Annotated in this window: 14 protein-coding genes; 8 read left to right on the top strand and 6 right to left on the bottom strand. The window is 72.4% G+C overall.

Translation table 11 applies throughout. From position 1 onward, the window contains the following. Positions 1 to 4 precede the first annotated feature (4 nt). From WME79_RS23875 to WME79_RS23865, 3 genes are read right to left on the bottom strand one after another with little or no spacing between them, the layout of a single operon-like run. Complete coding sequence (locus tag WME79_RS23875; protein ID WP_437539927.1) at positions 5 to 1,195, bottom strand: HRDC domain-containing protein; 1,191 nt, start codon at positions 1,193 to 1,195, stop codon at positions 5 to 7. A 17-nt stretch (positions 1,196 to 1,212) separates the two neighbouring features. After that, the gene (locus tag WME79_RS23870) at positions 1,213 to 2,217 is read right to left on the bottom strand and encodes a matrixin family metalloprotease (RefSeq protein ID WP_437539294.1); all 1,005 of its coding nucleotides are present in this window, start codon (positions 2,215 to 2,217) and stop codon (positions 1,213 to 1,215) included. Further along, a complete protein-coding gene (locus WME79_RS23865; protein WP_437539292.1) occupies positions 2,204 to 2,902 on the bottom strand; it encodes a hypothetical protein in 699 nt (232 codons plus the stop codon). The genes WME79_RS23870 and WME79_RS23865 overlap by 14 nt, the downstream gene beginning before the upstream one ends. A gap of 123 nt (positions 2,903 to 3,025) precedes the next feature. On the opposite strand from WME79_RS23865, the gene WME79_RS23860 reads away from it, so the two are divergent. The 5 genes from WME79_RS23860 to WME79_RS23840 all read left to right on the top strand — a co-directional run bounded on the left by WME79_RS23860 (position 3,026) and on the right by WME79_RS23840 (position 7,994). Further along, positions 3,026 to 3,808, top strand: a complete 783-nt coding sequence (locus WME79_RS23860) for a thiazole synthase (protein WP_437539290.1) — start codon at positions 3,026 to 3,028, stop codon at positions 3,806 to 3,808. A gap of 301 nt (positions 3,809 to 4,109) precedes the next feature. Continuing rightward, on the top strand, positions 4,110 to 5,375 hold the full coding sequence (locus WME79_RS23855) for a glycosyltransferase (protein ID WP_437539288.1): 1,266 nt from the start codon (positions 4,110 to 4,112) through the stop codon (positions 5,373 to 5,375). A gap of 271 nt (positions 5,376 to 5,646) precedes the next feature. Next, positions 5,647 to 6,921, top strand: coding sequence for a glycosyltransferase family 4 protein (locus tag WME79_RS23850; RefSeq protein ID WP_437539286.1), 1,275 nt, complete (start codon positions 5,647 to 5,649; stop codon positions 6,919 to 6,921). 106 nt (positions 6,922 to 7,027) lie between these two features. Next, complete coding sequence (locus tag WME79_RS23845) at positions 7,028 to 7,345, top strand: tetratricopeptide repeat protein (RefSeq protein WP_437539284.1); 318 nt, start codon at positions 7,028 to 7,030, stop codon at positions 7,343 to 7,345. A 31-nt stretch (positions 7,346 to 7,376) separates the two neighbouring features. Further along, positions 7,377 to 7,994, top strand: a complete 618-nt coding sequence (locus WME79_RS23840; protein ID WP_437539282.1) for a thiamine phosphate synthase — start codon at positions 7,377 to 7,379, stop codon at positions 7,992 to 7,994. Positions 7,995 to 8,030: 36 nt separating this feature from the next. Here the strand turns inward: WME79_RS23840 and WME79_RS23835 are convergent, their stop codons facing one another. Further along, positions 8,031 to 8,624 (bottom strand): Uma2 family endonuclease, encoded by a 594-nt coding sequence (locus WME79_RS23835; protein WP_437539280.1) that lies wholly within the window; start codon positions 8,622 to 8,624, stop codon positions 8,031 to 8,033. Positions 8,625 to 8,722: 98 nt separating this feature from the next. Here WME79_RS23835 and WME79_RS23830 point away from each other — a divergent pair, with 98 nt between their 5' ends. Beyond that, positions 8,723 to 12,634: a class I tRNA ligase family protein gene (locus WME79_RS23830; RefSeq protein WP_437539279.1), complete on the top strand. Its 3,912-nt coding sequence runs from the start codon at positions 8,723 to 8,725 to the stop codon at positions 12,632 to 12,634. Positions 12,635 to 12,721: 87 nt separating this feature from the next. Here WME79_RS23830 and WME79_RS23825 read toward each other — a convergent pair whose 3' ends face one another. Next, positions 12,722 to 13,807 carry an aldo/keto reductase gene (locus tag WME79_RS23825; RefSeq protein WP_437539277.1) on the bottom strand — a complete coding sequence of 362 codons (1,086 nt, stop codon included), beginning with the start codon at positions 13,805 to 13,807 and terminating at the stop codon, positions 12,722 to 12,724. 133 nt (positions 13,808 to 13,940) lie between these two features. Here WME79_RS23825 and WME79_RS23820 point away from each other — a divergent pair, with 133 nt between their 5' ends. After that, positions 13,941 to 14,789, top strand: coding sequence for a helix-turn-helix domain-containing protein (locus WME79_RS23820; RefSeq protein ID WP_437539276.1), 849 nt, complete (start codon positions 13,941 to 13,943; stop codon positions 14,787 to 14,789). 259 nt (positions 14,790 to 15,048) lie between these two features. After that, positions 15,049 to 16,299, top strand: coding sequence for an AAA family ATPase (locus tag WME79_RS23815; protein ID WP_437539274.1), 1,251 nt, complete (start codon positions 15,049 to 15,051; stop codon positions 16,297 to 16,299). A 16-nt stretch (positions 16,300 to 16,315) separates the two neighbouring features. Here the strand turns inward: WME79_RS23815 and WME79_RS23810 are convergent, their stop codons facing one another. Continuing rightward, on the bottom strand, positions 16,316 to 17,008 hold the full coding sequence (locus WME79_RS23810) for an HAD family hydrolase (RefSeq protein WP_437539272.1): 693 nt from the start codon (positions 17,006 to 17,008) through the stop codon (positions 16,316 to 16,318). Between the last annotated feature and the right edge of the window lie 36 nt (positions 17,009 to 17,044).

The raw sequence follows: 17,044 nt of genomic DNA, 5'->3' as shown, positions 1-17,044 counted from the left end.
GGCGCTACGTCGCGGCGGCAGGCGGCTCGCCCGGCTGCGCCGCGGCCACGAGCGCCGCGAGCGCGCGGCCGTAACGCGCGAACCGTCCCGCGCCGAGCCCCGGGATGCGCGCGATCGCGGCGGCGATCGCCTCGTCCCCCGCGTGGCCCTCGGCCAGCGCGATCTCCGCGAGATCCTGCGCGCAGTGGCCGGGCAGCACGACCTGCTCGTCCACCTTCCGCGCCTTCGCCTCCGCCCTGCGCCACGCCGCGATCCGGGTCTCCACCGCGCGCCGCGCGGCGAGCTCCTTCCGGGGCGGGCGGGCTTGCTGGAAGAGGGCGCGCTCGCCCTCGGGCACGTCGCCGTCGCCGCACCCCTGCTCGACCGCGCGGAGCCACGCCGCGACGCACGTGGCCGCCCGGCCCGCCGCGGCCCCGCGGATCGCGCGCACGTCGTCTGCGCGGGCAGGCCTCCGCTGCGCGAGCTCGAGCAGCACCTCGCTGGCGACGATCTTGAAGGAGGGCACGTCGGCCCCCTCGGCGGCCGCCTCGCGCGCCGCCACGAGCCGCCGCAGGACCGCCCGGCCCTGCGGATCGAGCGCCTGGGCCCCCTTGATGCGCGCGTAAGCGGGCCGCGCATCGCGCGGCGGCCCGAGGGCGGTCGCGAGCTTGTAGGCGCACTCCTCCTCGATCTCCTCGTCGATCCCGAGGGCGCGGCTGCGCTCCGCGAGCCGCGCGCGGAGCGGGAGCAGGTGGCGCACGTCGTCGGCCAGGTAGCGCAGCTCGGCGTCCTCGATCGGCCTGCGCCCCCAGTCGTGCTGCTGGAGCTGCTTGTCGACCTTCACGTCGAGCTCCGACAGTAGCAGCGCGGCGAGCCCCGTCGCCGCGCACCCCAGCATGCGCGCGGCGACCGAGGTGTCGTGCGCGCCAGCGAGCGGCGCGCCCGCCTCGGCGAGCATGCGCGCGTCGAAGGTGAGGTCGTGCAGCACCTTGGGCGGGCCGGCGGCCCCGAGGAGCCGCGCGAGCGGCGCGACAGGCACACGGAGCGCATCGACGACCCCGACCGCGATGTCGTCCCCCTCGCGGAAGGCGAGCTGGACGGTGCAGAGCCGCGCCCGGTACGCGAACAGCCCGTTGGCCTCCACGTCGACCGCGAGCGCGTCGGCGCGGGCGGCGCGCTCGACCAGCAGGACGAGCTCGCCTTCGCGCTCGACCAGGACAGGAGGGCTCTGGCTCAGCAGGCCTCCTCCCGGCCCGCCCGCGCGGCCGCGCCGCGCCGCGCCCGTACGGCCACGCCGACCAGCGCGAGCGCGGCGAGGACGAGCCCGCCGCCGCGCCCGCGCTGGCCAGCGTTGCCGCGCGGGGCCGCGGCGCAGCCGTCCGACTCCTTCACCACGGGCTGATCCGCGGCGCACAGGGCAGAGAAGCCGTGGCGCGGCGTGGGGTCGCAGCCCTGGATCGGCTCCCCGGGCGGATACACCGCGCAGATCCCGTCGAGGTCGTCCTGCGAGAGGTCGCGGAGCGAAGAGGTCCCCGGCCGGTAGTCGGCGAACATCGTCGCGTCGCGCTCGCTCGAGTGCGAGAGCCCGAGGAAATGGCCAGCCTCGTGGGTGGCGATGCTCAGGAGGTCGAACGAGACGCTCTCGTCTCCCTGGGAGAGCGCCACGTCGAACGAGTTGACCTCCATGTCCGCGTCGTAGATCTCGCCGGTCTTGAGGTGGTAGGTGACGGTCGTGAGCGCGAGGGTGTTCCCGCCGCCGACGTACGGCCACCCGTCGTCCCGGAACGTGATGATGTTCGCGTTCGCCTTGCGCTTGTTGTACTCGTGCGTGTCGCACGCGACCGGGCCCAGGTAGGTGACCTCCATGCGCGGGGTCTGCCCGTCGCCGCAGTCGGCCTCTGTCCACGCGGCGAACGCCTGCTCGAAGATCGCCTCCGCCTCCTGGAGCGACACCTGGGCGGAGGCGTCCTCCTGGAGGGAGTAGCTCACGCACGGCGAAGGCCAGGCGAGCGGGGTGCCGCAGTCGGTGCTCTGCGACGGCGTGCAGACCGCCGCGGTCTCCGCCTTCCCCGACGCCGTCTGCTCCGGCGGACAGACGCTCGTGCGGCAGTAGGCCAGGGCGTCCCCGGGGTAGGCGAGCGCCGCGGCGATGAGCGCGCTGCAGGCTGCGGCGATGGTGGTGGCGCGCGCGGGGTGGCGCGCGCCCGCGGGTCGGGGCGCGAGGTCACTTCTGCGCATGTTTCGCCTTCCATGCCTGGTTCACCGCGTCGATCGCCGTGTCGAGCGTCGCGCCGATGAGCTGTTCGCGGGCCGAGATCGCGGGGCCGGGCCTGGGCAGGACGGTCCCGCTGTCGGGGCTCACGGCCAGCCGGCGCACGGCGATGCGCCGCGCGCCAGCCCCGCCGGCGACCGTCGGCTTCTCCTCGCCGTCGACGACGGGGTAGTGGCCCTGGGCCATCCCGGAGACGACAAGGGCTGAGCCCACCCTGGAGACGAAGACCATCGCCTGCGCGCCGATCGCGATCTGCGCGTCGCCCGACACGTGCTGTCCGACGTCCCCGACAACGCCCCCGAGCGTCCTGACCCAGACCTCGCCGTCGGGCTGTCCGGCCACGGTCCGGTCGATCGACAGGCGGGTATAGGTGACGATCCTCCTGGCCCCGCCGAGCTCTTCCCACTGGCTGCGCTGCTCGATCGCGGTCGCGACCACGACGTACGAGGCCGCGGCGACGAGCTCGTCCAGCGAGAGCTGAATGGCCACGGCCGCCTGCGCCGCGCGCGGACCGGACAGGAGCGCGCCGCGGCTCGCCTCCGCGCGCTCCTGGCCGGCCGGCGCGTGGCTGTCCGCTGTCGGGAGGGGCGTGAGCGTGAGCGCTGGGGGCAACGCGACGAGGAGGGCTATGCCAAAAGCTCTGGGAGACATAGGCGCAAAGATATCATGCTGCCGAGCGAGGCGCGCCGGGAGCGCCGGTTTTCGTCGACGCGCTGGACCCTGTGTCCCGGTCCGACTAGCAGATCGTCTGGGTCGACACCCGAGGAGCCTGCGATGACGAGCGACGCGTTGACGATCGGCAGATACACGTTCACTTCCCGCCTCTTCGTCGGGACGGGCAAGTACAAGGACCTGGATGAGACCCGTCGCGCGCTCGAAGCGTCCGGCGCGGAGGTGGTCACGGTGGCCCTCCGCCGCGTCAATTTGAAGGAGCGGGGCGAGGGGTCGATGATGTCGCTGCTCCAGCAGGGACGCGTCACGATCCTGCCGAACACGGCCGGTTGCTACACCGTCGAGGACGCGGTCCGCACCTGCCGGCTCGCGCGCGAGCTGGGTCTGTCCGAACTCGTGAAGCTCGAAGTCATCGGCGACGAACGGACGCTGTTCCCGGACAACGAGGCGACGCTGGAGGCGGCGCGGATCCTCGTGAAGGAGGGCTTCACGGTGCTGCCCTACTGCATGGATGACCCGATCGTCTGTCGTAAGCTGGAAGACATCGGGTGCGCGGCGGTGATGCCCCTGGCCGCGCCGATCGGCAGCGGGCTCGGCATCCGCAACCCGTACAACCTGATGATCATCCGAGAGACAGCGAAGGTGCCGGTGATCGTGGACGCGGGAGTCGGGACAGCGAGCGACGCCGCTGTGGCGATGGAGCTCGGGTGTGATGGGGTATTGATGAACACGGCCATCGCGGGCGCGCGGGACCCGATCCTGATGGCGCAGGCGATGAGGGACGCGGTGCGGGCCGGTCGGATGGCGTATCTCGCGGGGCGGATGCCGAAGAAGCTCTATGCGACGGCCTCGTCGCCGGAGCAGGGCAAGATCGCCGCGCTGTAGCGCGGCGCCGCGGGTGTGGCCGCGCACCTCGAGCCCCGCGCGCTCGCGTTCCGAGCGTATTCCACCGATGCGGGAGGCGCTTGCGGGCGCGATGAGGGATGATGAGCGAGCAGCCCCGACGTCCAGCACGGCGATGCTGCGGCGCCGCCAAGTCAAGCGAACAGCATCCGCATGTCATGATACGCTCACCTACCTGAGCCAAAATGACACGGAACGCTCATCGCACGGTCGACACGCTGTCGTGGCGCGTCACGGCGCTCCGACGACGACCGCGGCGACCTGACGGTCCGCTCAGGAGAATATGAGCAAGCCCAACGTCTGCATGGTCGTGAACAACCTCGAGGTCGGCGGGCTCGAGAAGGTGGTGCTGAGCCTCCTCGATCGCCTCGGCGATCACGGCTTCGACCTCTCGCTGATCTGCCTGGACGGCGAGGGACGGCTCTTCTCGGAGGTCAAGCTCCCCCGCTCGAAGTGCCTCGTGATCACGAAGGACCTCCGGCCGGTGCTGCCCGGCCTCAAGAGCGATCCAGAGGCGCTGCTCTGGATCCGGCGCTTCTTTCACCAGCGCTCGGTCGATATCGTCCACGTCCACAACCGTGCTCCGCTCATCTTCGCTGGCTTCGCGGCGCGCCTGCTCCGGAATCGGCCGCTGGTCGTCTACTCGGAGCACAACCAGATCAACCGGGCGAAGGGCTTCGATCGGCGCAAGTTCGGCTACTACGCCTACCTCGCCGACGAGATGGTCGCGGTGTCGCACGACCTCAGGCGCATCCTTGTCGACGACGTGAAGGTCCGCGCGCCCGTCCGGGTCATCCACAACGGCATCGACGGGACGCGCTTCGCCCGCGCCCGCGAGAGCGGCGCAGGCGCGCGAATCCGCGCGGAGCTCGGCATCGGCGAGCGGGAGTTCGTGTTCGGGTGCGCCGTTGTGCACATCGAGCAGAAGGGGCTCCGTTACCTCCTCGAGGCGGCGCCCGAGGTGCTGCGGCGCGCGCCGGAGGCGCGCTTCGTCATCGCCGGCGACGGCCCGCTCCGGCCGGAGCTGGAGCAGCGCGCCAGGGACGCGGGGCTCGGCGACCGGGTGATCTTCCCCGGGTATCGCTCGGACGTACCGGAGCTCGTCTCCGCGTTCGACACCTACGTGCTCCCGTCGCTCTGGGAGGGGCTGCCGCTCGCGCTGCTCGAGGCGCTCGCGCTCGGCAAGCCGATCGTGGCGAGCCGCGTCGGCGGCGTCCCCGAGATCATCGAGCACGGCGTCGACGGGTTCCTCGTCCCGTCGAAGGACCCTGGCGCGCTGGTCGAGCACCTCACGCGCGTCGCGCTCGACGGGGAGCTCCGCGAGCGAGCGCGCGCGCGCGGCCCCGCGAAGTTCACCGAGCAGTTCAGCCTGGAAGCGATGGTCGACGCGCACGTGCGCCTGTTCGACGAGCTCATCGCAAGGCGGCGCGGGGGCGACGCCCCGTCCCGGGCGCGCGCATCCTCGACGACCGCGGGGTCCTCCGGGCCGGCCGCTGGACGGGACGACGGCAACCAACGGGTTGGTCATCGGGCTGGTCTGGACGTGTAAGGACATACGATACCAGGTGAGACTGAATCGAACCTGACCAGGCCGAATACGATGCTGAGCGAGGCAAAATGGGACACCGAACGATGCTGAGCGAGGCAAAATGGGACGCTGAACGAGACTGACCGAGATTGGCGAAACGGACCAAGATTGGCGGGATTGACGAGACTGAGCGAGACTGGCTAGACCGATTACGAGACCGAGCGCGAACGACGTCCTCTTTCGAGGCGCTCACCGACTCGGCTCGCTCGGAGAGGAGGAGCTCTTGCGGCGGATGCGCGTTTTGCTGATCACGAAGATCTTCCCGAACGCGGTTCACCCGGACGAGGCGCCGTACAATCGGCGGCAGTTCGCCGCGCTGTCGCGCTACTGCGACGTCCGGGTGCTCGCGACGATTCCGTGGTTCCCCGGCATGGAGCGCCTCTCGAAGTGGCCTATCGGCGCCAGCGCGCCGCGCGAGGAGGTCATCGACGGGCTGCCGGTCCGGCACCCGCGGTACCTCTATGTGCCCAGGATCGCGCCCGCGCTGAACGGCCCGCTGTATGCGGCGTCGATGCTCCCGGAGCTCATCGGGCGCGGTCCGTTGCCCGACGTGATCGTCGGGGCTTTCGCCTACCCGGACGGCTTTGCCGCGGTCTGTCTGGGGCGATTGCTCGGGGTGCCGGCCGTGATCAAGACGCACGGTTCGGATATCGACGTGATCCCGCGCGACCGGCGGCTGCGACGGCCGCTCGGCTGGGGGCTCACGCGCGCCGCCCGGGTGGTCACGGTCAGCCGCAAGCTCGCGGACGGGGTCGCGGCGCTCGGCGTGCCGCGCGATCGCATCGACATCGTGATGAACGGCGTCGACGTGAAGACGTTCCAGCCTCGCAACCGCGCCGAGGCCCGCGCCGCGCTCGGCAAGTCGCCGAGCTCGCGGCTGATCGTCTTCGTCGGCCACTTGAACCGCGACAAGGGCGTGCTCGATCTGATCGAGGCGTTCGAGCGGCTCGCGCAGCTCCACCCGGACATCGATCTCGCGCTCGTGGGCAGCGGCGCCGAGGAGCAGGCGTGCAGGGCGGCCGCCGCCCGGATGGGCGGCCGGCTGACGGTGACCGGCTACTTGCCGCACGATCAGGTGTCGCTGTGGCTTGGCGCGTGCGACGCCCTCGCGCTCCCGAGCAAGCACGAGGGGACGCCCAACGTCCTGCTCGAGGCGCTCGCCTCGGGGCGCCGCGTGGTCGCGACGAGCGTGGGAGGCATCCCCGACGTCCTGCGCAGCGCCGAGCTCGGCGAGCTCATCCCGCCGGGGAACCGGGGCGTGCTGACGGATGCGCTGCTCCGCGCCGCCCGGGCCGACTACGACCCGGTGCGGATCGCGGAGCTCGCCGGCAGGCGCGACTGGGATGACAGCGCGCGCGCCCTCCACGAGTCGCTCCTGCGCGCGGTCCGCGGCGAGCCCCTGTCGAGCACCGGCGGTCAGGACACGGGCGACGCGCCCTTCGGCGCCCCCGCCTCGAAGGGCGGGTTCGAGAACGGCGCCGCCCGGACGGACGCCTCCCTGAACTAGCCCCGTTACCGACCGCCCGGCCGAGCGGGCCCGCGCGGCTCGGCCGGAGGAGCGGCGTCGCCGCGGCCGCGGCGTCCTCTTGACGCTCGCGCTCGTTCAGCGGCGAATGCCGCTCGTGTTCACCGGCTTCCGCGCGGCCTTCGGCTCCATCGCGATCTTCGCCGCTGTCGCGCAGGCTCCTTACCAGTGCGCGAGCGAGGTCGACCCGGATCGCCGCGTGTACGAGGACCCGAGCGAGGCCCTGTACGCGCTGGCCGAGCGCTTCAAGGCGAGCGGCGATCGCCGCGCCCAGGTCGACACGCTGCGTTTCCTGGTCGAGCGGTATCCTGCCAGCCGTTTCGCCCAGATGGCCCGGCAGGATCTCGAGGCGCTCGGCGAGGCGGGCGCCCCGGCAGAGCGCCCGCCGGGCGACGGATCGCGATGACGCGCCGCCGCCGGCGCGCTGGAGGACGGCCATGCTCACCCCGAGGTTGACCCTCATCACCCAGGCGGCGGACGTCCCGGAGCCCGTCCTGCTCGCGCGGCTCTCGGCGTTCGGCGCCCTGCCCCCCGAGGCCCGCGCCCGCGTGGCGGTGCAGCTTCGCGATCCCGAGCTCTCCGGCGCGGCGCTCCACGCGCTCGGCAGGCGCCTGCGCGACGCCACCGCCGCGCTCGGCGCCTCGTTCCTCGTCAACGATCGCCTGGATCTTGCGCTCCTCCTCGGCGCGGACGGCGTCCACCTCGGCCGCCGCTCGGTCGCGGTGGCCGACGCGCGCGCCCTGCTCGGGGCCGGCGCCTTCGTCTCCGTCGCATGCCACAGCGTCGACGACGTTCTCCGGGCGGCCGAGGCCGGCGCGGACGCCGCCGTGCTCTCGCCGATCTTCGCGACGCCCGGCAAGGGCCCGCCGCTCGGCCTCGCGGTCCTGCGCGAGGCGCGGGCCCGCCTCACCGCAGCCTCGCGAGGCATCGCGCTCCTCGCCCTCGGCGGCATCGACGCGGCCTCGGCGCCGGCCTGCCTCGAGGCGGGCGCGGACGGGGTGGCCGCCATCCGCGCGGATTTCAGCGGCGCGCTGCCGGCGCTGTGCGCGGGGTGAGCTGCGCGCGGCCGCGCTGCCCGTCCCGGCCGGCGATTACCGCGCCCAGAGCGCGGCGAGCGGCAGCTCGACCGCCTCGAACGGCTCGGGCCGCAAGATCTCGTCGCCCTCGTAGGTGTCGAGCAAGAACCACCGCCCGTCGTCGAGCCGGTAGACCTCGAGCATCTGCGCAACCGGGTTGAGCAGCCAGGCGTGGCGGACCCCTTCGCGCCGGTAGATCCGCATCTTCTTGCCCCGGTCGACGCGCTCGGTGCGCGGGGAGATCACCTCGCAGACCCAGTCGGGCGCGACGTTGTAATGCGCGGGCGCGTCCTCGGGCCCGAGCGCGTCGGGCATGCGCTCGCGGCGCCAGCCGGCGAGATCGGGGACGATCTTGTCGGGCCGCGGTCCCAGGTGGAGCTCGGGTTCGTCGAGGATGACCCATCCACCAGGTCCACCGGTGCCCAGATCGAATGGTCCCCCGAGACTCACGCCCAGCCGCGACGCCGTCCGCGTGTGCGGCCGCGCTGGCCGCGGGAACGTGTACAGCTCCCCGTCGAGGATCTCGGCGACCATCTCGTCCGGCACGGCCTGGAACGCGGCCTCGACCTCGGGCGCATTGCCTGGAAATAGCGGGTGCTGCGCGCTCATCGTGCGATCCTAGCACCCCTGCCGTTCGTCGCGCGCGCTCCGCGCCGGCCCAGCGCTTCCCTCGACGCTGGCAATGGGCCTTGCTACTAGGCCGGGCCATGTCCGAAGCGTCCTCGAAGAAACCGACCGACGGCCCGCCCGAGCCCCTGTTCGACAGGGTGGCGACCGAGCTGAACTTCCCCGCCGACGAGGCGAAGATCCTCGCCTTCTGGAAGCAGCGCCGCATCTTCGAGAAGACGCTCCGCGCCGAGACCCGCGCCACCGGCCCTTCGCGGGGCACGTTCGTGTTCTACGAGGGCCCGCCGACCGCCAACGGCATGCCGCACAACGGCCACGTGCTCACGCGCGCCGTGAAGGACGTCTTCCCCCGGTACAAGACCATGCGCGGCTACGACGTGCCGCGGAAGGCCGGCTGGGACACGCACGGGCTGCCGGTCGAGGTCGAGGTCGAGAAGGAGCTGCGCATCCACGGCAAGGCCGATATCGAGCGGTACGGCGTCGAGCCGTTCATCTCGCGCTGCGTCGACTCCGTCTTCCGGTACACCGAGGCGTGGGAGAACCTGACCGACAAGATCGGCTTCTGGGTCGACCTCGACAGCGCCTACGTCACCTACCACCGGAGCTACGTCGAGAGCGTCTGGTGGGCGCTCTCCCAGCTCCACAGGAAGGGGCTGCTCTACCGCGGCCACCGCGTCTGCTGGTGGTGGCCCCAGGGCGGGACGGCGCTCAGCGCGGCCGAGGTCGGCTCGAACTACAAGACGGTCGACGACCCCAGCGTGTTCGTCGCGTTCCCGCTCGTCGACGAGCCGGACACCGCGCTCTGCGCCTGGACGACGACCCCGTGGACCTTGCCCTCGAACGGCTACGCCGCGGTCCGGCCCGAGTTCGACTACGTCGTCGTGGACGCGGGCCCGCCCGCGGGGGGCGCGGCGCCCGTGGCCGGCAAGCTCATCGTGGCCGCGGCGCTGCGCGAGGAGCTCGCCAAGAAGTTCAAGCGGGACCTGCCCGTCCTCCGCGAGCTCAAGGGGAGCGAGCTCGTCGGCAAGCGCTACCGCCCGCCGTTCGACGCCTTCTCGAGGTCGCTCTTCGATACCCCCCTGCGCAGGAAGGACGGCAAGGCAGAGCCGCTCTACTGGGTCGTCCTCGGCGCGGATTTCGTCACGCTCGACTCCGGCACTGGCATCGTCCACGTCGCGCCCGCGTTCGGCGAGGACGACTTCAACGCGCACAGGCGGCGGATCGCGGAGCTCGCCGAGCCGGGCGCCGACGTCCCGATGCTCTGCGCGGTGCGGCCGGACGGCACGTTCGAGCCGGGGCTCACGTCGTTCTCGGGCCTCTGGGTGAAGGACGCCGATCCGCTGATCATCAAGGATCTCGCGGCCCGCGGGCTGCTCGTCCACGAGGAGAAGTACCGCCACGACTACCCGTTCTGCTGGCGCGCGGACGACGACCCGCTGATCCAGCTCGCGCGGCCGGCCTGGTACATCAGGACCCGGGACAACATCGACAAGGCGATCGCCAACAACCGCGCGGTCCACTGGCACCCGTCCCACATCCAGGAGGGCCGCTTCGGCGACTTCCTCGCCAACAACGTGGACTGGGCGCTCTCTCGCGAGCGGTACTGGGGGACGCCGCTCAACGTCTGGGTCTGCGCGAACGACGAGGAGCACCAGCTCGCCCCGGCCTCGGTCGCCGAGATCGAGGCGCTGAACCCGCGCGCCTTCGACCACTTCCGCGACGCCAAGAAGGCCGACCCCGGCCTGAACGATCACCTCATCGTCCACAAGCCGTGGATCGACAAGGTGACGTTCCCCTGTCCGTTTACGGCTGGGGGCCCGCCCGGCGAGCCGGGCTCTGCCCCCAGGCCCCCGTGCGGCGGCGAGATGCGGCGCGTGACCGAGGTCATCGACGCCTGGTTCGACAGCGGGAGCATGCCGTTCGCGCAGTGGGGCTACCCGCACGCGGAGGGCTCGAAGGAGCTGTTCGATCGCGCGTTCCCGGCGGACTTCATCAGCGAGGCGATCGATCAGACGCGGGGCTGGTTCTACTCGCTGCTGATGGTCTCGACGCTCGTCTTCGACGAGGCCACGCAGGAGAAGCTCGGGCTGTCGAGGGTCCGGAGCTACCCGCACCCGTACCAGACGTGCGTCGTGCTCGGGCACGTCTGCGACAGGGAGGGCAAGAAGGAGAGCAAGTCGAAGGGCAACTACACGCCGCCCGAGGTCATCCTCGAGCGCGTCCGGATGGAGTTCGCGGCGGCCGACGGCGCCGACGCCGGGCTCGGCGCGGCGAAGGACGGCGTCGCGATCATCGCGCGCGAGGACTACGAGGGGCTCGATCTCACGGGCGACTCGGCGAAGGTGCGGGTCTACCGCGCCGATCGCGAGGGCGCGGCGCTGACGCTGGAGCTCAGGCCGGCGACGGGCAACAAGCGCCTCCCGCGCCGCATCGTCGCGCTCTCCCGCGGAGACCTCGACCGCCTGGGCCTCTCGCCGGCCGACAAGGCGCTCTCGGTGATGCCCAACGACGTGCCCAGGCTGCCGCAGGACCAGCGCGTCTTCATCGAGGATCCGGCGACGCCCGCGCCCGGCGCCGACGCGTTCCGCTGGTTCTTCTACGCGTCCTCCCCGCCGTGGACGAACACGCGCCACTCGCTCACGAACGTGCGCGCGTACCAGAAGGAGTTCGCGGTCAAGCTCCGGAACGTCTACTCGTTCTTCACCATCTACGCGAACATCGACGGCTTCTCGCCCGCGGAGGGGAACCCGGGCGCGACGGACACGTCGCCCGCGGCGCTCGCGGCGAGCGCCGGCTACCGGCCGGCGCGGGAGCGAGCGCTCCTCGACCGGTGGATCCTGTCGGAGCTCGCGCTCTCGACGCGGGAGGTGACGGCGCACCTCGACGAGTACCGGCTGTACGAGGCGGCGCAGCGGCTGGTCGATCTCGTGGACGCGCTCTCGAACTGGTACGTCCGCCGGAGCCGCGCGCGCTTCTGGGCTCCGTCGATCGGAGACGCCCTGGAGATCGCGCCGGGTGCGGTGCGCGCTGCCCAGGACAAGCGCGACGCGTACTTCACGCTGTACGAGGTGCTCGTCGCGCTCGCCAAGCTGAGCGCGCCGTTCACGCCGTTCTTGGCCGAGGCGATGTACCAGAACCTGGTGCGGCGGCCGTGGCCTGCGTCGCAGCCGGAGAGCGTCCACCTCGTGGCGTTCCCCGAGGCGGACGCCGCCGCGGTGGACGAGCCGCTCGCGATCGAGATGCGCGCCGTGCGCGAGCTCGTCTCGCTCGGCCTGCAGGTGCGCACGGCGAACAAGCTCAAGGTGCGGCAGCCGCTCTCGCGGGCCGACATCGTGCTGTCGCAGCAGGGGCTCGCGGCGGCGCTCGCCGAGCACGTGCCGCTCATCGCCGAGGAGCTCAACGTCCACGAGGTGCGCTTCCTGAAGCCCGGAGAGGAGGGGAGCGCGGTCCGCTACGTGCTCAAGCCGAACTTCCGCGCGCTCGGGCCGAAGCTCGGAAAGAAGGTGCAGCTCGCGAAGCAGGTCCTGGCCAAGGCCGACGCGGCGGCGCTCCGCGCGGCGCTCGCGACCGAGGGCAAGATCGCGATCGCGCTCGACGGCGAGCAGGTCGAGCTCGGCCCCGAGGAGATCGACGTGGCGGTCGAGGCGGGCGAGGGGTTCGCGGCGGCCGGCGGCCGCGCGGGGGTCGTCGTGCTGCACACGGCGCTCACGGACGCGCTCCGCGACGAGGGGCTCGGCCGGGAGATCCTCTCGCGGGTGCAGGGGCTGCGCAAGGAGCTCGACCTCGGCTTCACCGAGCGGATCCGGCTCGCGCTCGACGGCGGCGAGCGGGCCCGCAAGGTCGCCGAGGCGGCGCGCGAGATGCTCATGCAGGAGGCGCTCGCCGCCGAGCTCGTGCTGGGCGCGGCGCCCGCGGCGTGGGGGCAGGGCGAGCGGCGCGAGGTCAACCTCGACGGCGAGGCGCTCGCGATAACGCTCGCGCGGACGGCGTGAGGGCGCCGGGGGGGCTCTGCCGCGAGGAACACCAAGAAGGGTGGGGAGGCGCGTACGAGCGCCCCCGCCCGGGCGCTCGGCGCGCGCTCAGTACCGCTCGCTGTCGTTCTTCGGCGCCATCGGCCACGCCGGCGCGCTCTCGCCGTTGATCGTCGTGCCGCCGTTCATGAACGTGCCGGCCAGGCGCAGGAAGCCGGCGGGGAAGTCGAGCGTCGGCGCCGAGAGCGCGTCGAGCGCGGCCACCTGATCGGGCGCGAGCCTGACCTCCAGGGAGGCGAGGTTGTCGTCGAGCTGCGCCAGCGTGCGTGCGCCGATGATGGTGGAGGTGACGCCCGGCCGGGCCACCACCCAGGCGAGCGCCACGCGCGCCGGCGTGGTGTCGAGATCCCTGGCGATCTCGACGAGCTTGTCGACGATGGCGTACGCCTTGTCGGTGAGCGCGGAGAGCACGAACGGGCCGCGATCGGTCTTGTGCTTGCCGGCGTTCTCCCGCGTGTACTTCCCGGAGAGCACGCCGCTCTTGAGGGGCGACCAGGGCGTGACGCCGAGGCCCAGCTCGCGCGCCATGGGGATGAGCTCCCCCTCCACCGTGCGCTCGAGGAGCGAGTGCTCGATCTGCAGCGCGATGAACTGCGCCCACCCGCGGAAGCCCGCCAGACCGTGCGCCTGCGCCACCTTCCACGCCGGGGTGTCGGAGACGCCGACGTAGCGGACCTTGCCGGCCGCCACCAGATCGTGGAGGGCTCGCGCGGTCTCCTCGATGGGCGTGTTCTTGTCCCAGACGTGCATCCAGTAGAGGTCGATGTAGTCGGTCTGCAAGCGGCGCAGCGACTGCTCGCACTGCGCGAAGATGGCCTTCCTCCCGGCCCCGCCGCCGTTGGGGTCGCCGAGGTAGAGGTTGGCGGTGAACTTGGTGGCGATCACCGCCCGGTCACGCTTGCTCGGGTGGCGTCCGATGTGATCGCCGATGATCTTCTCGGAGTGGCCCTTGGTGTAGGCGTTGGCGGTGTCGATGAAGTTGCCGCCGCGCTCGATGAAGCGATCGAGGATCGCCTCGGACTCCTTGACGCTGGATCCGAAGCCGTGGTCTTCGCCGAAGGTCATGGCGCCGAGGCACAGGGGGCTGACGCGCAGGCCGGAGCGGCCGAGGGTGACGTAGTGGTCGAGGTTCATCGTGGTCCTCCTGGGGGTTCGGGCTGAAGAGCCCTATCTGGACGGCACCGTGCGTCCCCGCCGGCGTGCAATCTTGGAGGAAACGGCCGAGACGGGGCCGGGTGGGTTGATGGCAGCCCGAGGCGAGCCCACGATGGCGAACGTGGTGGGATCGATCGAACAGGCCATCGCGCGGCGCGCCCCGCACCCGGAGGCCGGCGCGCCGGCGTCGCGTGTGCTCCGCAATTTCGTCGTCGCCGTCCGCGCCAGCACGCCGCCGGTCACGAACCTCGACCTGCTGCCCGATGGCACGACGTCGCTCGTCTTTCGCCTCCTCGACGCGGACCGCGCCGACATCGTCGTCCTCGGGCCCAAGACGCGCGCGGTGTACAAGCGCGTGCCGCGCTTCCGGCTCGCGGTGCAGGTGGTCTTTCGACCCGGCGGCGCGTACCCCTTCTTCGGCGTGCCGATGGACGAGCTCGCCGATCGCATCGTCCCGGCGCGCGATCTCTGGGGCCGACACGCTGACGCCCTGCTCGAGCAGCTGGTCGCGGTCGGAACGGGCGTCACGCGGGACCCTGCGCGAGCTCGCCTGGAGGTGATCGAACGCGCCCTCGAAGGCCGCATGCTCGGTCCCGACGTGTTCGAGCCCGCATCAGCGGCCGTCGCGCGCGCCGCGCTCCGGAAGCTCTCGCTCGCAGGAATCACCGTGGAAGAGACGGCGAGCGCGCTCCACGTCAGCCCGCGGAACCTGCGGCGCGCCTTCGTCGCGACCGTCGGCGTCTCGCCGAAGCAGTACGCGCGCATCGCCCGCTTCCAGCGCGTCGTCTCGAACGCGCAGGTCGCCCGCGGGTCGTGGTCGGAGATCGCCCTTGCGAGCGGGTACTGCGATCAGCCGCACCTGGTCAGGGAGTTCCGCGAGCTCGCGGGTCTCTCGCCGGTGGCGTTCATGAAGCGACGCTCGACCGGCGAGGTCAGCGGCTCGGGCGGGAGCCGCGGGTGAACGCTCCAAGGGCCCGAGGGCGTTCGGTGAGCGCGCGGATCGCGGGGCTCCGGCTCGATTACGTGCCGGGCCTTACGATCCTGCGGGTGTGATCGCCTCGCAGCGCGGGGCGGCGCTCCTTCCGCAAGGATCTTGTTGCGGACATCGCTGGCGAGGCGTTCGATGATCGTCGTCGGGTGGGGCGCATCGGAGACTTTCAGGACGGTACCGAGACGAAGGGCCGGGTATCGCCGGCCCGTGACGGGCGACAGCCTGCCCGGTGGACGTCCTCGAACCGAGGCTCCGCGCCGCGATGATCACCCACGTCTACGTCAGCAACTACGGCAGCGTCGGGGCTGGGCTCGAGCTCACGCTCGGGTCGCTCACCGCGCTCGTCGGTCCGTCCGGCTCGGGGAAGGGCTGCCTGCTCGACGCGGTGCGGTTCCTCGCCGAGTGCGCCAACGGGGCGTTCGATCTGGCGGCGGCGAACCGGCGCGGCGGCGCGCTGGAGGGCGCTCGCGGCGACGGCGCGCTCACCACGCTCGGGGTCGCGGTCTCCAGGACCGAGGGCCACGGGTTCTGGCTCGTGCAGCTCGCGCCGGGAGAGCGGGAGGGCGAGGCGCGCGTCAAGAGCGAGACGGCCGCGTGGTGGCAGCGCAGCGCGCTCACGCGGCTCGTCAAGCCGGGCCTGCGCGAGGTCTTCGACGCCGGCAGCGACGCGCCCGAGGTCTCCTTCGACCGGCTGAAGGGCAGCCCGAAGGGGTTCTCGCGCAAGGACAAGGGGCGCAGCGGCACGCTCGCGTACCGCGGCGTCGCCCCCATCGCCGTGAGCGGCACGAAGCTCGTCCTGCCGCTGCTCTCCGACGGACCGCTCACCCCGATGCTCGACGAGCTGCGCCGGGCGGTCCTCTACTCCCTCGCGCCGCGCACGCTTCGCTCGCCCCAGAAGCTCAGCGCGTCCCGGCGCCTTAAGGCGAGCGGCGACAACTGGGGCTCGGTCCTCCGCGCGCTCGCGAAGGAGCGATGGCAGGACCAGTTCCTCGCGGGCCTGTCCCAGGTGATCGGCGACGTCGACGGCGCCCGCGCGTCCTCGTCGGGTGGGTTCCTCGTCCCGGAGCTGCGCCACGGCGTCGACGGAGACGGGCGCGAGCGCTGGCGGGCCGCCGTGGACGAGCCGGACGCGACGCTGCGGCTCGCCGCCATGGTCACGGCGCTCTCGCAGGAGCCCCCGCTCGTGCTCGCCGGCTTCGAGCACCCCGACGCGGGCGTCGATCGCGCCGCGCTCCCGGCGCTCCTCGAGTACCTGCGTGGCGCGTCCGCCCAGCGACAGCTCCTGCTCACCACCGAGAGCCCCGCGCTCCTCGACCTCCTGCCGCCCGACGCCGTCTACTCGGTGGAGCGCCGCGACGGCTCGACCGCCGCGTCGGCCATCGACGAGCCGCAGCGGAGAGCGCTCCGGGAGCGGCTCGGCGCCCCGGAGAGCCAGCGCTCCCCGGCGGCGCGCGCCGGGCGCCCGCCCGGTGGCTCCTGAGCCTGCCCGCGCGCCGCTACGACGCGAGCCGCTCCCCGGGCGGCGCGAGCGGCGACGCGTCGTAGCGCGCGAGGAGATCCTCCGGATCGAGGTAGATCGCCGCGCACCCGGCCTCGAGGAGCTCCATCTCGGGGAAGCCTCCGCAGAGGAGCCCCACCGAGAGGAGGCCGAGCTTCGCCGCGGCCTCGGCGTCGGACGGCGCGTCGCCGACGAGCACGACCTCGCGAGGATCGACGCTGCCGAGCCGGTCGAGCGCGGCCTCGAGGACGTCGGGGCGCGGCTTCGACCTGTCCGCGTCGTCGGCCGATACCGTCCACGAGACCAGATCGCCCACCCGGGCGAGCTCGACGCTCGCGTCGAGCTCGCCGCGCGGCGTCGGCGAGGCGAGCACGATCCGGCGCCCGTCGCGCGCGACGCGCTGGAGCAGCTCGCGCACACACGGGAACGCCCGGGCGCCCGGGAGGAGCTCGCGCCCGTAGATCTGGTCGCGCAGCGACGAGATGCCTGCGCCGATCCAGCCCATCTCCTCGGGCGAGAGGAACGTCTGCAGCAGCTGGTCCGCGCCCTTGCCGACCTGGCTGCGCAGCTTCTCCCGCGAGACCTCGCGGCCGAACCGCCGGAAGGCCTGCTGCCAGGCGGCCGCGTGCAGATCGACGGTGTCGAGGATCGTGCCGTCGACACCGAAAATGACGGCGCTGACGCTGACCATGGCGCGACACGTGGCGCAGGGCGGGACGCACCGCCA

Source organism: Sorangium sp. So ce726 (assembly GCF_051521405.1).
Lineage (GTDB): Bacteria > Myxococcota_A > Polyangia > Polyangiales > Polyangiaceae > Sorangium.
The sequence above is the reverse complement of the archived record's forward strand: the minus strand, read 5'-3'. Positions and strand labels throughout refer to the sequence as shown.

What these genes read in the sequence shown, in the direction of transcription:
- WME79_RS23870 (WP_437539294.1), bottom strand. Translation starts at nt 2,217, where the DNA reads ATGCGCAGAAGTGACCTCGCGCCCCGACCCGCGGGCGCGCGCCACCCC.
- WME79_RS23865 (WP_437539292.1), bottom strand. Translation starts at nt 2,902, where the DNA reads ATGTCTCCCAGAGCTTTTGGCATAGCCCTCCTCGTCGCGTTGCCCCCA.
- WME79_RS23860 (WP_437539290.1), top strand. Translation starts at nt 3,026, where the DNA reads ATGACGAGCGACGCGTTGACGATCGGCAGATACACGTTCACTTCCCGC.
- WME79_RS23855 (WP_437539288.1), top strand. Translation starts at nt 4,110, where the DNA reads ATGAGCAAGCCCAACGTCTGCATGGTCGTGAACAACCTCGAGGTCGGC.
- WME79_RS23850 (WP_437539286.1), top strand. Translation starts at nt 5,647, where the DNA reads ATGCGCGTTTTGCTGATCACGAAGATCTTCCCGAACGCGGTTCACCCG.
- WME79_RS23845 (WP_437539284.1), top strand. Translation starts at nt 7,028, where the DNA reads ATGCCGCTCGTGTTCACCGGCTTCCGCGCGGCCTTCGGCTCCATCGCG.
- WME79_RS23840 (WP_437539282.1), top strand. Translation starts at nt 7,377, where the DNA reads ATGCTCACCCCGAGGTTGACCCTCATCACCCAGGCGGCGGACGTCCCG.
- WME79_RS23835 (WP_437539280.1), bottom strand. Translation starts at nt 8,624, where the DNA reads ATGAGCGCGCAGCACCCGCTATTTCCAGGCAATGCGCCCGAGGTCGAG.
- WME79_RS23830 (WP_437539279.1), top strand. Translation starts at nt 8,723, where the DNA reads ATGTCCGAAGCGTCCTCGAAGAAACCGACCGACGGCCCGCCCGAGCCC.
- WME79_RS23825 (WP_437539277.1), bottom strand. Translation starts at nt 13,807, where the DNA reads ATGAACCTCGACCACTACGTCACCCTCGGCCGCTCCGGCCTGCGCGTC.
- WME79_RS23820 (WP_437539276.1), top strand. Translation starts at nt 13,941, where the DNA reads ATGGCGAACGTGGTGGGATCGATCGAACAGGCCATCGCGCGGCGCGCC.
- WME79_RS23810 (WP_437539272.1), bottom strand. Translation starts at nt 17,008, where the DNA reads ATGGTCAGCGTCAGCGCCGTCATTTTCGGTGTCGACGGCACGATCCTC.